Source organism: Acrocarpospora catenulata, assembly GCF_018476525.1.
Classification (GTDB): Bacteria; Actinomycetota; Actinomycetes; order Streptosporangiales; family Streptosporangiaceae; genus Acrocarpospora; species Acrocarpospora catenulata.
On sequence record NZ_JAHCST010000013.1, the window covers coordinates 136,456 to 152,296 of the forward strand.

Here is a 15,841-nt window from a genome sequence, read left to right on the forward strand (position 1 = left end):
CCATGTGCGCCTACCGCATGACCCTCCGCCCGGACGCCGCCGTGGTCACCGGCGCGGCCGGGGGCATCGGCCGGGTGATCGTCGAGGACCTGCTGGACGCGGGCCTCACGGTCGTGGCCTGCGACCGCGACGGCTCGACCACCGGCGCCGAGCGGCGGCACCCGGGCAGATTCCGGTTCCACGAACTCGACATCACCGACGAGAGCGCCGTCCACTCACTCGCCTCGGCCCTCGCCGACGACGGGCTGACCGTCAGCTACCTGATCAACAACGCGGCCGTGCAGTCCAGGTCCGGCCTGGCCGACCTGACCACCCGGCGGTGGGACCTGGTGATGCGGGTCAACCTGCTCGGCACGTTCCTGTTCACCCGCGCCTTCGCCCCGGCCATGGCGGCTCGCGGCTTCGGCCGTATCGTCACCCTGTCGTCCTACTACGCGCACCGCCCCGCCGAGGGCCAGAGCGCGTACGCGGCCAGCAAGGCGGGCCTGGTCGGCTTCACCCGGTCGGTGGCGCTGGACCACGCCGCGCGAGGCGTCACCGCGAACGTGGTCAGCCCCGGCCTGATCTGGCACCCCAACTTGGCGAAGGTCTACACCCGGGAGGAGTTCGAGACGATGGGCGCGGACATCCCCACCGGCCGCACCGGCCGCCCCGAGGAGGTGAGCAGCGCCGTCGGCTACCTGCTCTCCGACGAGGCCGCCTACATCACCGGCCAGGTGCTGCACGTCAACGGCGGGCTGTTCCTCGGATGAGGACGGAGAACACCATGGAAACAGTCCGGTACGAACGGCGGGGCCACGTCGCCTGGGTGACCCTGAACCGGCCGGAACGCAAGAACACCCTCGTCGCGGAGTCGTTCCGGCTGCTGGCCAGCGCCTGGGACGAGGTGCGCACCGACCCGCGGATCCGGGTCGCGGTGCTGACCGCCGCGGGCACCGAGGACTTCTGCTGCGGCGGCGACATCGGCGAGTACATCGCGCCGCGGACCGGAGCCGACGGCGGCAGCGCGCAGGCCCCGCCGGACTACCGGGCGGCGCTCCTGCTCGACGAGCCGCTCTACAAGCCGATCATCGCCGCGATCAACGGCCGGGCGCTCGGCGGCGGCACCGAGCTGCTGGAGGCCACCGACGTGCGGATCGCCGCCGAGCACGCCACGTTCGGGCTGCCCGAGGCCAAGCTCGGGATCGTGCCCGGCGCCGGGTCCATGGTCCGCCTGACCCGCCAGGTCCCGTACGCGCACGCGATGCGGATCCTGCTCACCGGAGACCACATCGACGCGCGGACCGCCCTCGACTGGGGGCTGATCAGCGAGATCGTGCCGGGCGGCGACCTCCTGGCGCGGGCCGCGGAGCTGGCCGAGCGCATCGCGGCCAACGCGCCGATCGCCGTCCAGACGATCAAGCGGATCGCCCTGGAGACGCACACCCAGGACTGGGCGACGGCGTTCGAGGCCGAGGCGGCGGCCACCGCCGCCGTGGGCGAGACCGAAGACGCCAAGGAAGGACCGGCGGCCTTCCTGGCGCGCCGCCGGCCGGAGTTCAAGGGACGGTGACCATGGACGTCGAACTGTCCGCGCGGGACCTCGAATGGCGGGAGGAGGTCCGGCGCTTCCTGGCGGACGCCGTCACCGACGAACTGCGCGCGGAGCTGGCCGAGCCACGGCCGGCCGGGCGCGGCCCGGCGGAGGCCGCGTTCTGGCGCAAGGTCGGCGAGCGCGGCTGGATGTCGCTGACCTGGCCGCAAGAGTACGGCGGCCGGAACCTGGACGCGCTGCGCCGGCTGATCCTCGTCGACGAGTTCGAGTACGCCGGCGCTCCGATGCTGGACATGACCATCACCTCGCTGGCCCCGGTGATCATCCGGCATGGCACGCCCGCGAACAAGGAGCGCTGGCTGCCCGGGATCCGCAGCGGCGAGATCCGGTTCGCGCTCGGCTACTCGGAGCCGGACGCCGGCACCGACCTCGCGGCGCTGCGTACCTCGGCCGTCCTCGACGGCGAGGAGTGGGTGGTCAACGGCGACAAGATCTGGAACACCGGCGCGCACACGCAGACCCACGAGTGGCTGGCGGTCCGCACCGGTCCCGACCCCGGGCACCGGGGCATCTCCATCGTCATCGTGCCGCTGGACGCGCCGGGCGTCACCGTCCAGCCGATCTGGACCTGGGGCGACCACCGCACCAACCAGGTCTTCTTCGACTCGGTACGGGTGCCCCGCGACCACCTGATCGGCGAGGTCAACCGGGGCTGGGACTACATCGTCGCGGCCCTGGACAACGAGCGCGGCCATCTCGGCTCCGTGGGCGGCCTGCGCCGGGTCGTGGACGAGCTGATCGAGGCGGCCAGGGTGACCGTCGTGGACGGCCGCCTGCTGTGCGAGGACCCGGTGGCCCGGCTGGCGATCGCCGAACTGCACGCCGAGGTCGAGGTCGCGCGGCTGCTCTCCTACCAGGTGGCCTCGGGCGGCGTGGACGGCGTGGTGGAGACCGTGCCGGCGACGATGCTGAAGGTCCTGGTGACCGAGCTGCGGGCCAAGATCGGGTCGGTCGGCATGAGCCTGTTCGGCCTGCACGGCCAGCTGGCCGGTCCGCGGGCGCCGCTCGGCGGTCTGCTCGAACACACCTACCGCCTCGCGCCGCTGTTCCGTTTCGGCGGCGGGACCAACGAGGTGATGCGCGACATCATCGCCCAGCGCGGCCACGGGCTCCCGCGGTCGGGACGCCGCTGACCCCGGGAAGGACCCACATGGATTTCACGTACTCGGCCGACCAGTCCGACCTGGCGGCGTTGTGCCGCGATGTGTTCGAAAGCGAGTATCCGCCGGAGCCGGCCCTGGCTGAGGAGACCCATTCCGCGAAGCTACATGCGGCGCTGGCCCAGGCCGGCATCCTCGGCCTGGCCTTCGAGGAGTCCGTCGGGGGCAGCGGCGGATCCCTGTTCGACCTGGGCATCGCCTTCCGGGAGGCGGGGCGGGCTCCCGCGCCGACGACCTTCGCCGGTACCGTCTTCGCCGGGCTGCTGGTGGACCGGCTCGGCTCGGCGGAGCAGCGCGCGTCGTTCCTGGCCCCGCTCTGCGCCGGTGAACGGCTGGCCACGGTGGCCTTCGCGGAGCCGTCCACCGACGGTGATCCCAGCCTCCTCCGGACGGCGGCCACGCGGGCCGGGGACGGCTGGACGCTGACCGGCGTCAAGGACTTCGTGCCCGACGCGTCGAGCGCGGACACCATCGTGGTGGCGGCGGTGGCCGACACCGGTCTCGCGTTCTTCCTGGTTCCGGCCCACGCCCCCGGGGTCTCCATCGTGCGCCGCCAGACCTTCGGGCACGACAGGCAGGACGAGATCACGCTCGACGGGGTGTCCGTACCGGCCGACGCACATCTGGCCGGCGCGTCGCTCGACGCCTACCTGGCCTGCCGCGACGCGATGGTCGCCCTCCAGTGCATGGAGATGCTCGGCGGCGCGGAGCGGGTCCTGGAGATGTCGGCGGAGTACGTCAGGACGCGCCACCAGTTCGGCCGCCCGATCGGCTCGTTCCAGGCGGTTCAGCACCACATCGCCGACATGGCCATCGAGGTGGCCGCCGGTGCGGCCGCCGCCCACCGGGCGCTCTGGCTGGTCGCCGGCGGACGACCCGCCCGTGCCGAGGTCGCGATCGCCAAGACCTGGCTGAGCCGGGCCTTCGTGGCGGTGACCCTCCACGCCCACCAGGTGCACGGGGGAATGGGCTACGTCCGCGAGGCCCCGCTCCATCTGTTCTCGCAGCGGGCCAAGACGCTCGAACTCCAGCTCGGCACCAGGCGCGCCCACCTGGAGGCGATCGCCGGGACTCTCTGGTGACCGTGCCGCCCTGAGACAACCTTGACGATGGAGATCCCCGGCTCCTACCCTCGTTGCCGTGGGAGCGTTCCCACGGTCGCGCGCAGACGTTCTCCGAAGGCTCTGGTACGGGCGATCCCCCCAGTCCCGATGGAGGTCATGGATGGCCAGGAACCCCGCCTCACCTTTACAGCGGGGCATGTGGATCAACGAGCTGGCCGGATCAGGCACCGCCTACCAGATGCCGCTGGCGATCACCTTCAAGGGACCGCTGGACGTTCCCGCGCTGCTCGCGGCCTGCAAGGCTCTACTGGACCGGCACGAGATCCTCAACGCCGCCTTCCAGGAGGACGACGGCGAGCTGCTGATCGTCCGAGCGGACATCGCGCCGACCGTGACACAAGGCCCGGAGCAGCAACCGGACTTCGACGTCCGCTGGGGGCCGCTCGCGCGGTTCACCCTGACGGAGATCGGGCCGGACCGCCACCGCCTGCTGTTCGTCGCCCACCACCTGGTCTTCGACGGCATGTCGAAGGACCTCCTGGTCAGGGACCTCGCCGACCTGTACGCCGGGCGTCCGGTGGCGCCCGCCGCCCCGCCGTACCGTGAGGTGATCCAGGCCGAACGCCAGCGGGTCGAGGAGTCGCTGACCGAGGCCGAGACCTTCTGGAAGGCCCGCTGGCGCGACCAGTTCGAGGTCTTCCTGCCGAGCGGCGAGAACACCGCGTCCCGGCGTCCGGGGCCGGGCGCGAGCGTGGTGGCGCTGACCGAACTGCCCGACTCCGGCGACCTGGGCGTGACCACGTTCGAACACGTCCTGGCCGCGCTGCACGCGCTGCTGCACCGGTACGGCGCCCGCGAGCCGATCGTCTCGGTGGATCTGTCCACCCGCAGGCCGGAGACCGCGGAAACCCTGGGCCTGCTGGTCAACGAGCTGCCCGTGGTGGCCAGGCCGGAGCCTGGCGGCACCTTCCGCCGGCTCGCCCGCCAGGTACGCGAGGAACTGCGCGCCGTCTACGCCTTCCGCGAGGTGCCGCTGGCGCGGGCGGTCGGCGGCCTGTCGCCACGCGGCTCGCTCACCCCGGTCTCGGTGAGCTACCGGCGGCGCGGACCCGACCCCGACTTCCCCGGCCTGGCGGTCGCCGTGGACTGGGCGATGTTCAACGGCGGCGCCCGCGGCGCACTGCACCTGCAGGCCGTCGAAGGCCCCGGCACCCTCGACGCCTGGCTCCGCTACGACCCCCGGGTGCTCACCGAAGCGGACGCCGAGCTGGTCGCGGCCGACCTTCGGGCGGTGCTCGGCCAGTCCCCCGACACCCCGGTGTCGGAGCTAATCCTGCTGTCTTCGGGAGCCCGCACCAGTCAGGTGCGCCAGGCCGGGCCCGCCGCCGTCGCCTCGACCGCGCCCCCCGAGCTCGTCGAAGCCGTCCGCCAGATCTGGGCCGACGTGCTCCGCCTCAAGCAGGTCGGGCCGAACGAGGACCTGTTCGACCTGGGCGGGCACTCCATCTCGATCATCAACATCATCGCCAGGATCAGCAAGCAGTACGACGTGGAGGTGCCCATGGACGTGTTCTTCGACAACCCGACCGTCGTGGGCGTGGCCGAAGCCGTCGCCCAGGCCTCCACCCAATCGGGGGCCTGACCCGCGTGCACGCCACGTTCGACACCGGCCAGGACGACTGGACCGGCCCGCTCGCCTGGGGCCAGCGCTCCATCTGGGAGGCGATCCGGCAGGTCGGCCCGTCCGGGGATCGGTACTTCAACTTCAGCAGGGTGGTGCCGGTGCCGCGCGGGGCGCCCGCCGCGGACGTGGCCACGGTGGTGGCCGCGCTCGGCACCGTGGTGGCCAGGCACGACTCGCTGCGCACGCGGGTACGGCAGGGCGCCGACGGCGAGCCGTACCAGGTCGTGGCGGGTGGCGGGGCGATACCGGTCGAGATCGTCGAGTCGGCCGCCGAGGAGGAACGGCTGCTGGGGGTGCGGTTCGACTTCACCGCGGACTGGCCGCTCCGGGTGGCCCTGGTGGTGTCGGACGGCCGGGTGCGCGAAGTGGTGCTGGTCTTCGGCCACGTCGCCGCGGACGGGTACGCGGCCGACCTGGTCGCCAGGGACCTGCGCCTGACCCTGCTGCGCGGCGCCCCGGACGGCGAGCCGGAGCAACTGCGCGAGCTGGTCGCCGCGCAGTCGGGGCCGGACGTGTCCCGCAGCGAACGCGCGCTGGAGTTCTGGGCGGCGCGGTCCCTCGGGGGGCCGCTGCTCGACCGGCGGCGCGAGCCCAACGGCGGCCCGCGCTACCAGCGGGCGGTGATGTTCTCGCCCGCCATGGACCAGGCCTCCCGCGTGCTGGCGCAGCGGTACGGCGTCAACGGGTCCACCATCCTGCTGGTGGCCTCCTGCGTGCTGGTGGGCCGGGCGGCCGGGCGGCCGAAGTCGGCCATGACGCCGCTGGTCAACAACCGTTTCCTGGCCAGGCACAGTGAGGTGGTCACCTCGCTGGCCCAGCTGGGACTGCTCGTGGTCGACTCAGGCCAGGCCGACTTCAACCAGGTGATGGCCGGCGCCAGGGCCGCCGCGCTGCGCGCGTACCGGCACGCCTACTACGACCAGGCGGCGCTGAACGCGCGGCTGGCCGGGGCCGACCCGCTGTGCTGCTTCAACGATCAGCGCACGGCGGAGACCACCGGGGTGCCGATCCCGGGTGGGGCCGAGCCGGGCAAGACCGTAATGGAGCCGGAGAGCGGCCTGGACGAACTCAACTGCCGGTTCTGCGTGCACGTGACCGGGAACCCGGGTGAGCTCAAGATCATGATCACCGCCGACACCCACTACCTCCAGGCCGGGGACCTGGAGACGCTGCTCCGCGACATGGAATCGCTCGTCGTGGCGGGCGCGGCAGCCGGGTAGGCGTACGTTCGAGAAGGAGATCCGCCGATGTCCACTCAGGGCAGCGCTGGGGACGGGCCTGCCGTGGTGAACCGGCTCCCGCTCTCCGCCGATCAGGAACGCCTCTGGTTCCTGAACCAGGTCGACCCTGCCGACCCCACGTTCCACCTGTCCCACACGGCCCGGCTCATCGGCCCGCTGGACGAGCCCGCGCTCGCCCGCGCGCTGGCGGAGATCGTCGCCCGCCACGAGGCGCTGCGCGCCAGGTTCCCCGCCGTGGACGGCAAACCCGCCCAGGTCATCGATCCGCCCGGCGGCTTCGAGCTGGCGCGACTGACCTGCGAGGGATCGGCGGACTCGCTGGTGGCCGAGCTGGCCACCCGGCCGTTCGACCTGGCCGGGGACCGGCTGATCCGGGCCACCCTGATCAGGACAGGACCGGAGGAGCACGTCCTGACGGTGGTCGTGCACCACATCATCTCGGACGGGCGCTCGATCGGGATCCTCCTGAGCGAGCTGTCCGCCCTGTACTCCGCGTTCTGCAAAGGCGAGCCCGGACCGCTGCCGCCGTTGCGGGCGCGGTGGTCGGACTTCGTCCGCGCGGAGACCGACGACGCGGAGGCGCTGGCGTACTGGAAGGACCAGCTGGCCGACGCCCCGCCGCTGCGGCTGCTCACCGACCACCCCCGGCCGGCCGTCGCGACCCCCGACAGCGCCCTGTTCCGGCACAAGCTGCGCGGGCCGCTCGTGGCGCGCTTCGCGGCGGCCGCCGCCGCGGCGCGGTGCACGCCGTTCATGGGGCTCATGGCCGCCTACCAGACGCTGCTCGCCGCCAGGAGCGGCCAGCACGACTTCTGCGTCGGCTACCCGACGGCCGGCCGGGACGGCAAGGACGACGACGAGCTGATCGGCTACTTCGCCAGCATGGCGGTGCTGAGAGCGGATCTGTCCGGTGACCCGACGTTCCGTGAGCTGATGCACCGCAACCGGGCCCGCCTGCTGGCCGCGCGCCGGCATCGGGAGCTGCCCCTGGAAAGGCTGCTCACCGCGCTGGACATCGAACGGGACCTCAGCCGCCCGCCCCTGTTCCAGACGTCGTTCAGCATGACCTACGACGCGAGCGACCAGGCCATCCGGCTGACCGGGCTGCAAACCGACTGGATCGAAACCGGCTTCAGCCACTCGCCGTACGAGCTGAAGCTCGACATCTTCGAACACGGCGGCGAGTGGCTGATGATGCTCGTCTACAACCGCGCCCTGTTCGACGCGGACACGATCGAGCGCTTCGCCCGCGACTTCGAATCCCTGCTGTCCCAGGTCGCCGACGATCCCCTGGTACGGCTGTCGCGCCTCACGGCCCCGTCCGGCGAGGAACGCGACCGGTTGATCCACGACTGGAACCGGGTGGCGCCGCCCGCGCGGACCCTGTTCCCCGACCTGTTCCAGGAGCAGGTCGCGCTCCGGCCGGAGGCGACCGCGGTGAGCTGCGGTCCGGTACGGCTGAGCTACGCCGAGCTGGACCGCCGCGCCGACGAGCTGGCGGCCAGGCTGGAGGTACGGCCCGGGGAGCACGTGGCGGTCTGCCTGCCCCGGTCGGTGGAGTCGCTGGTGGCGCTGCTGGCCGTGCAGCGGACCGGCGCCGCGTACGTGCCGCTCGACCCGGGCTACCCCGCCGCGCGGCTGGACTTCGTCCTGGGCGACTGCGGCGCCTCCCTGGTGCTCGCCAGCCGCGAGAGCGCCGCCGTCCTGCCCGCCCACACCGTACGGACCGTGCTGGTGGACGAGCCGGAGCACGGCCAGGACCACCGCCGGGTGCGCGTACGCGGCCAGGACACCGCGTACGTGCTTTACACCTCCGGATCGACCGGCCGCCCCAAGGGAGTCGCGGTGCCGCACGCCGCGCTCGGCAACCTGCTCGCCGGGATGGCGGACCTGATCGGCCCCACACCGCAGGACGTCTGGCTGGCGCTGACCTCCCTGTCCTTCGACATCTCCGCCCTTGAGCTCTACCTGCCGCTGGCCACCGGCGGCCGGGTGGAGATCGCCGACGCCGACACCGCCCTGGACGGGTACCGGCAGATCCGGCTGATCCAGGAGGCCGGGGTTACCCACGTCCAGGCCACGCCGTCCGGCTGGCGCATGCTCCTGGACTGCGGGATCAGCGACCCCGCGCTGACCGCCCTGGTCGGCGGAGAAGCCCTCGGCGGCGAACTGGCGGGGCGGATGAGGGCCGCCGTCGGGCGGCTGTTCAACGTGTACGGCCCGACCGAGACCACCATCTGGTCGACCGCCTGGCCGGTCCCGGACCCTCCGGGAGAGGTGCGTATCGGCGGCCCGATCAGGGGAACCCAGGTGTACGTGGTCGGCGACCACCTCGACCTGGTCCGCCAGGGCGTGCCAGGTGAACTGGTCATCGGCGGCGCGGGAGTGGCCCACGGCTACCTGGGGCGGCCCGCCCTGACGGCCGAGCGGTTCGTCCCCGACCCGTACGGCCGGCCAGGTGGCCGCCTGTACCGCACCGGAGACCAGGTGCGCTGGCGCGCCGACCAGAGCCTGGAATTCATCGGCCGCGGCGACAACCAGGTCAAGCTGCGCGGCCACCGGATCGAACTGGGCGAAGTGGAGGCGGCCTGCGAGGCCGTCCCCGGCGTGTCGGCGGCGGTCGCCACCGTGCACGAGGAGAACCTGGTCGTCTACCTCGTCGGCGACGTGGACCCTGACCGCGTGCGCGCGGACCTGGCCGACCGTCTGCCCGCCTTCCTGGTGCCCGCCTGGTTCATCCGGCTTCCCGCGCTGCCGCTGACGCCCAACGGCAAACTCGACCGGCGGGCACTCCCGACCCCGCAGGCCCCCGAGACGAAGTTCATCGCCCCCGAGGGGGACGCCGAGGAACTGGTCGCCGACATCTGGTGCGAGTTGCTCGGCCTGGAGCGGGTCAGCGCGGCCGACGACTTCTTCCGCCTCGGCGGGCACTCCCTGCTCGCCGTCCGGGTCAGCGCCCGGCTGCGGGCGACGGCGGGCGTGGAACTGCCGATCCTGACGATGTTCACCCATCGCACGGTGGCCGAACTCGCCACCGAACTGGAGGAACGGTTGCTGTCGGAGCTCGCCGAGCTGTCCGACGAAGAGGCCGAAAGCCTCCTCGACCAGCCCTGACGAACCTCGCCGCCCGCGGGTCCATCACCGACCCGCGGGCGCGTGACTCGCTATGAGGGCGTCCCCTGCCGGGCCGCCTCCCGCGCCGCCACGTAGTCGTTGCACTGCGGCAGCCCGCGCTCCCGGATCACGTCGTTTAGCTTGAAGAAGTCGAGGTTCCCGACGGCGTCCCCCACCGAGAGCAGCAGGTCGATGATCGGCGTCTTGTACTTCTCTGCCATGTACTTGTAGTTCTCGGTCACCTGGACGAGATTGTCGTCGAAGTCCTTCTCGTGCGGGCAGTGCACGGCCGCGGCCCGCCGGTTCAGCACGAAGCGGGCACCGGCCCGGTGCAGGCGGTAGCCGAGGTCGATGTCCTCGGCCCCCCAGCGCCGGAACTCCTCGTCGAACATCCCGACCGCGCGCAGCTGCTCGGTGCGCGCCGACACGTTGCAGGTCCAGAAGTTCGTCCAGGGCGCGGGCAGGTCGCCGATGTTGTCGCCGTACTTCTCGTAGAAGGTCTCGCGCACGTCCAGCCACAACTTCCTGGACTTCAGCTTCGCGATGGTGATGTCGGGATCGTCGTAGTCGATCGCCTGGTCCATCAGCCTGGCGAAGTCGTTGTTGACGTGGAAGCAGTAGACGTACCCGCAGACGGCGAGCGGGACGTCGGACGCCTGGTGGCTGTCGAGATGCGCCCGCAGCAGGTCAGAGTGCGCGAGCACCCCGGAGTCCAGCATGACGCACACCTCGCCCTCGGCGTGGGAGATGCCGAGGTTGCGGGCCTTCGCGACCTGGAAGCCGTCGCGCTCCTGGAAGAAGTAGCGCAGGTTGAGACTCCCCTGGAAGGTCGCCACCATCTCGGCGGTGGAGTCGTCGGAACCGTCATCGGCGACCAGCACCTCGAACTGCTCCTTCGGCAGGCTCTGCCAGACGAGCGAGTTGAGCGTGTGCCGGAGCAATTCCACGCGGTTGTACGTCGGAATCACGACACTGCACTTCAAGGAGCCGTTTCCTTCCACTGTCCCGTTTCCCCTGGCCGAAATTCTCCCACCGGAAGTGATCCGGGCGGAACGCGGCGGGAATACCGAAGCCGGAGCCCGGCCGACCGCGAGGTGACACAATTTCGCGCAATGAAAGTTTCATTGCGCGAAGCCCCGCGCCGGCCTGCCGGACCGGATGAGGTCAGCCGCGTTTCCAGGTGCCGACGGTCTCGCCTGAGGTGATCGCCGCTTCCTTGATCTGCTCGTGTACCGCTCGCGCGCCTCCGTTCGGCGTGATCGCGCTCTTCAGCGCGTACACGATGAACTGGTAGTGATGGTCGCCCGTGGACGGGCAAGGCCCTGCGTAGGCGGCCTTGCTGTTGGTGCCGGGCAGTACCTGACCAGGGGCTTGGCCCTCGGTCGCGCCCGTCGCGGAGGTCGGGATGCCGGTCACGATCCAGTGAATGTAGGTCCCGCCGCGAGCGTCCTTGTCGTTCACCACGATCGCCAGTTCGGCGGCGGAGTCGGGGACGCCGCTCCAGGTCAGCGGGGGTGACACGTCTTCACCGCCCTGCCGGGCGCAGGCGTACTTCTGGGGCATCGCGGTGCCTTCGGCGAACGCCGGGCTGCTCACCTTCAGCGCCTCCGAGGACCCGCCGCCCTCGGCCGAACACCCGGGGAGGACGTTCGCGAGAAACAGCACACCGCCGACAACGCCAAGCTTGCCGATCTTCATGCGCCAAGGATAAACGGCTGGATCATGAAATGGCGATGCCGGATATTGGACCGGCTTGTTCCGCCGGCGGATGGCGCCAATCTATATTCGAATTCTGAAGATCGTCAGGGGGTGGCCGACATCGCCGCGAATTCCGTTTCCAGAGCCGAGGTGAGAATGGGCAGGTCGGGGACGTGAGTGGCATCGGCGGCGATCGTGACCGTCAGGGTTCCGGCATAGGAGAGAACCGTGAAGGCGACGGTCACGTTTCCCCGTACCAGGGAGATCGGGATGATGTCGCGGACGGTGGCGTCGGCGAGGGTCAGCGGCTGATCGGAGCCGCGCAGGTTGCTGACGACGGTGTGGATCAGGCGTTGGTGGTTGAGCATCCAGCCCAGCGCGCGCAGGCGGGCGGAGACCCGGTTCACGCCGGCGACCAGTTCGGCGGAGGCCGCCGGTTGCGCCGCCGCCTTGGCGGTCCGGGTGATCTCCACGGTCCGGTCCAGGCGGTCGGCCAGGGTGCCGCCGGTGGGCAGGCTGATCGGCAGGACGCCGACCTGGTTGCCGAGCTGGGCGGTGGTGGCCGACGGCCGCGCGGAGATCGGTAGGGACACCACCAGAGCGGGCAGGGTCTCGCCGCGGCTGTGGAGCAACGCCCGGACGGCGCCGGTGACCGCGGCCAGGACGGCGTCGTTGACGGTACCGCCATGGGCGTGCGCCGTCCGCCGGACTCCTTCGAGGGAGGCGGTGACCGTCGCCACGCGCTGGCGCGGGCCGGTGGGCCGGTTCAGGGAACTGGGGGCCGCCCGTGGCAAGCCCCGCAGATCCATTACGGCGCGTCCGATGTTCCACCAGGTACGAGGAGCGTGGGCGAGCGCGCGCAAACGGGTGACCCACGCGTCCGCGGCGAGCCCGCGGCGGGTCGGCCGAGGCCGCGGGAACGGGTCCGGCGGTACAGACACGCCGTCGGTCAGTGCGGCCAGGATGGCGAGACCGCCCATGCCGTCGGTGAGCACGTGGTGAAAGCAGACGATCAGTCCAATCTGGTGGTCCGGGAGGCCGGTCACCAGCCGCATCGACCACAGCGGCCTGGACACCGCCAGCGGCTCGCTGAGCGTCTCGGCGGCGAGGTCGAGCAGGGCGTCCCGGCCGCCCGGCGGGCAGCCGATGACCCGCAGGTGATGGTCGATGTCGAAGGACGGGTCGTCGACCCAGATGGGGCGGCCACAGCCCAACGGCGTGCGGACCAGGCGGTGGCGCAGCCGCGGGATCCCGCGAAGGCGCTGGGCGATCAGCCGCCGCGTCCGCGCCACGTCGAAGCCCGGGCCGGGGTCGAGGATCAGGCACGCTCCCGCGTGCATGGGGACCGGTCCGACATCGACAGCGAGGTTGAGCAGGTCGGTGCCGCTGGCGCGGTCGATTCTCGCGTTCATGCCCGTGCACTCCTCACCCGTACGCGCCTGCCCAGCCTGGCCTGGCCGGGTGCGGAGCGGCATGAGGAGGTGGTCCTCGGGAGTAGTGACCTTGGTCCCGGTGACGGAGATCAGCTCCACGCTTTCCAGGCGTCAGGGAAAACCGCGAAGAAAACGAAGGGCACAAGCGAGACGATCACGCTGAGCGGCCAGTAGCGCCGGTTGGGCAGGCGCGTGACCCTGCACGTCACCTTGTTGACGACCGCCCAGAGGACGAAGAACAGGCCGACCCCGCCCAGCAGAATCAGCCAGGGGAGGATTCCGTCGTTGTCGGTGGGGTCGCGTTGGGTCAGGCCGAGAGCGGCGAGCGGGTACTGGGCGAGAAACATCCAGACGAAGGCCAGCGGGAGCACGCCGACGCCGCCGAGCACCGTGTTGAGCGAGATCGGAGCGAGCCAGACAAGCCAGGAGTCCGGTTTGGTGGCATTGGTCATGGCGGCCCCTTCACCAGGTCACGGACTGCGGAGAGAGGCATGGTACTTCTCGAAAACCTTGTACAGGCCGAGAAGTTCATATCCGTAGCTGTCGGCGTCGGGACCGGTGCCGTTGAAGCGGGCCAGGATCCGCCGGGTGTGCTCCTCGCTGGTACTGAGACCCGGCCGCGGCACCCCGATGTCGGCGGCGCCCCAGATGTGGACGTATCCAACGGTGGAGATCGTGTAGTACGGGTCCTGGAGCTTCTGCCACACCGACCAGAGGTCGGGTTCGTGGCCCAGGCCAAGGATCGTGCCGTCGATGATGCCCTGCTGGATGGCGTGGTTACGCGCGTTGATGGCGGTGGCGGCGAAGATCTGGGCCAGGCCGGTGCTGCAGTCGTTCCTACCGACCACCCCGTTGTTGTAGTAGTTCCGCACCATGTCGTCCGCGACGCCGTCCAGCAGGTTGATCTTGCGGATCTCCCAGAGGATCGGGCACTGGATGAGCGCCTTACGCATCTTCAACCGACGCGCCAGGCTCGTGATGAGGCCGTCGTAGGCGAGGGTGATGTCCAGCGACTCGGTGGTGGTGTTGAATCCCAGGGTCGCCTGGTCGGTGTCGAAGAGGTCGCCGCCGCCCTCCTCCGGCACTCCGATGCCGGTGAGGTAGGTCTGGACATCCACCAGCAGCGCGTCGCGCCGGGTCATGTCGAAGTCCACGTCGAGATCGGCCGCGAGCTCGCCCGGACCGAAGGCGCCCTGGCCGGGGTCGCGGCCTGACGCGATGTCGTTGTCGATCTCGATCAGCCCGCTGCCGGAGCCGACGGTGATGGTGGAGATCTGATCGAACGCCCAGTCCGCCGGCAGCGGATAACCCAGATTTCCGGAGTATCCGGTGGACATGCCGGAGACGAAACTCGCCGAGGACAGGCCCTCGCCGGCGACCCGGGAGCAGACGTTCCGCGGTCCGTAGATCCCGATCTGGTACTGGCCCGCGTGCTCGCTGATCGTTTCCTTGATGCCCCGGAAATGCGGGATGACATTAGAGGTGACCTGGTGGTCCAGCGCGTCGAAGTCGACGGCGAAATAGATCCGGGTCCCCGCCAGGAATCCGTGCGCGCCAGCCCACTCGATCGCGGCGAACGCGTCGGCCACGCCCTGGGCGTAGCTGAAGTAACCGGCCGCGCCACCCCAGGTCTGGTAAATGGGAAAGACCCGGAAACCCTTCGCGGCCAGCACCGCGAGTTCGCCCGGCTGGATCATCTTGTTGAGCGAGGTGCCGGCGACGTTGCACAGGTATCGCCCCACGATGCGGTAGCCGGCGGCCTTCAGCGCGTCCGCCCGAGGCGCTGTCACCTCTTTCGCGCAGTCGAGCGCGGTGCCCTCACGGGTGGGATCGCCGGTGGACACCAGCAGGGAGGCCCATGTCTGGAAATCGCCCTCTCCGGTAACCGGAAGCTTGGCGAAGTCCTGGAACTCACTCGCTCTGGCGGACAGGTCGCCGTCGAACGTACTGGTGAAGGAGACGCCGTTCCGCTTGTTGAAGATCATTGCTGCGGAGAACAGGCGTACCCAGACACCGGCGGACCCGACGGACAGGGTGTTGGCCTTCAGGCCCGCCTGCGTATTGAGGCCGAACACTCCGGTGGCCTCGGCGTCGGTCATGCCCAGTTCGAACTGGATGGCCAGGAGTAATGCCTTCTGTACGTCCCGGGAGAAGTGACCGTCGCACGGGATGATGAAGAAGCCGTCCCGGTGGGCGTACCGCGCGTTCATCCACTGCTGGACGGCGCGGACGGTGGCGTTGCCGCCGGCGATGAGCAGGTACGGGTCCATGTTCAGCAACGCCTTGAAAAGCTTGGGCACCATCGACGGACCCGGGTAGAGCGTGCCCACCCCGGCGTCGGCTTTCAGCCGGGTGACCGCGGCCTCCACCCGGGCGTTGTAAACACCGTTGATCTCGCCGCCGTCATACCCCTTGCAGTACAGGCCGGACTGGATGATCCGGACGAGGTTCGCGGGCGCGCCGCTGGTGGCGTTGATGGACGGCCAGGCCGACTGGAGGGTGGCCATGGTGGTCGGGCCGAAGTTGTCGGCGAGGGCGGTGATGCCGAGTTGGTGCTGGAGGCATCGGGTCAGCGCGTACACGGTGGACCAGCCGGTGATGCCGTCCTCCACCACCGGATTGATTCCCGGCACATTGCCGTACGTCGTGTTGATGAATCTCTGGGCTCGACGAACCATTTCGTCCATACGAATCCCCGCAATCACGGGCCGGCGCCTACGAACGATAATCGCATTTCGCGGCTTGCCGTCCGCCAGATATGTCCTCGTTGATGAGGTCAAGGACCATATGTCTGGCAGCTGCATAGGATGGCGCCATGGACGACGTCGAGCTCACTCCCACCTCGCCGAAAAC

At 70.4% G+C, this 15,841-nt stretch carries 12 protein-coding genes; 7 read left to right on the forward strand and 5 right to left on the reverse strand.

Annotated elements, in window-relative coordinates; translation table 11 throughout:
- Nucleotides 1–2 precede the first annotated feature (2 nt).
- The 7 genes from KIP79_RS16270 (at nt 3) to KIP79_RS16300 (ending at nt 9,857) form a co-directional block, all read left to right on the forward strand.
- The gene (locus tag KIP79_RS16270) at nt 3–752 is read left to right on the forward strand and encodes an SDR family NAD(P)-dependent oxidoreductase (protein WP_214105651.1); all 750 of its coding nucleotides are present in this window, start codon (nt 3–5) and stop codon (nt 750–752) included.
- Between the two features lie 14 nt (nt 753–766).
- Nucleotides 767–1,552 (forward strand): enoyl-CoA hydratase/isomerase family protein, encoded by a 786-nt coding sequence (locus tag KIP79_RS16275; RefSeq protein ID WP_214105652.1) that lies wholly within the window; start codon nt 767–769, stop codon nt 1,550–1,552.
- 2 nt (nt 1,553–1,554) lie between these two features.
- Nucleotides 1,555–2,727 (forward strand): acyl-CoA dehydrogenase family protein, encoded by a 1,173-nt coding sequence (locus tag KIP79_RS16280; protein ID WP_214105653.1) that lies wholly within the window; start codon nt 1,555–1,557, stop codon nt 2,725–2,727.
- A gap of 17 nt (nt 2,728–2,744) precedes the next feature.
- Complete coding sequence (locus KIP79_RS16285; protein ID WP_214105654.1) at nt 2,745–3,836, forward strand: acyl-CoA dehydrogenase family protein; 1,092 nt, start codon at nt 2,745–2,747, stop codon at nt 3,834–3,836.
- Between the two features lie 142 nt (nt 3,837–3,978).
- Nucleotides 3,979–5,460, forward strand: a complete 1,482-nt coding sequence (locus tag KIP79_RS16290) for a condensation domain-containing protein (RefSeq protein ID WP_214105655.1) — start codon at nt 3,979–3,981, stop codon at nt 5,458–5,460.
- Nucleotides 5,461–5,465: 5 nt separating this feature from the next.
- The gene (locus tag KIP79_RS16295) at nt 5,466–6,722 is read left to right on the forward strand and encodes a condensation domain-containing protein (RefSeq protein WP_214105656.1); all 1,257 of its coding nucleotides are present in this window, start codon (nt 5,466–5,468) and stop codon (nt 6,720–6,722) included.
- A 27-nt stretch (nt 6,723–6,749) separates the two neighbouring features.
- Entirely contained in the window at nt 6,750–9,857 is a 3,108-nt protein-coding gene (locus KIP79_RS16300) for a non-ribosomal peptide synthetase (protein ID WP_214105657.1), read from the forward strand.
- 50 nt (nt 9,858–9,907) lie between these two features.
- Here KIP79_RS16300 and KIP79_RS16305 read toward each other — a convergent pair whose 3' ends face one another.
- The 5 genes from KIP79_RS16305 to KIP79_RS16325 form a co-directional block, all read right to left on the reverse strand.
- Nucleotides 9,908–10,840: a glycosyltransferase gene (locus tag KIP79_RS16305; protein ID WP_214105658.1), complete on the reverse strand. Its 933-nt coding sequence runs from the start codon at nt 10,838–10,840 to the stop codon at nt 9,908–9,910.
- A gap of 181 nt (nt 10,841–11,021) precedes the next feature.
- On the reverse strand, nt 11,022–11,555 hold the full coding sequence (locus KIP79_RS16310) for a YbhB/YbcL family Raf kinase inhibitor-like protein (protein WP_214105659.1): 534 nt from the start codon (nt 11,553–11,555) through the stop codon (nt 11,022–11,024).
- 104 nt (nt 11,556–11,659) lie between these two features.
- Nucleotides 11,660–13,087, reverse strand: a complete 1,428-nt coding sequence (locus KIP79_RS16315) for a wax ester/triacylglycerol synthase domain-containing protein (protein ID WP_214105660.1) — start codon at nt 13,085–13,087, stop codon at nt 11,660–11,662.
- Nucleotides 13,078–13,440 carry a hypothetical protein gene (locus KIP79_RS16320; protein ID WP_214105661.1) on the reverse strand — a complete coding sequence of 121 codons (363 nt, stop codon included), beginning with the start codon at nt 13,438–13,440 and terminating at the stop codon, nt 13,078–13,080. Before KIP79_RS16320 ends, KIP79_RS16315 begins: the two co-directional genes overlap by 10 nt.
- 18 nt (nt 13,441–13,458) lie before the next feature.
- A complete protein-coding gene (locus KIP79_RS16325; protein ID WP_250213316.1) occupies nt 13,459–15,666 on the reverse strand; it encodes a glycoside hydrolase domain-containing protein in 2,208 nt (735 codons plus the stop codon).
- Nucleotides 15,667–15,841: the final 175 nt, after the last annotated feature.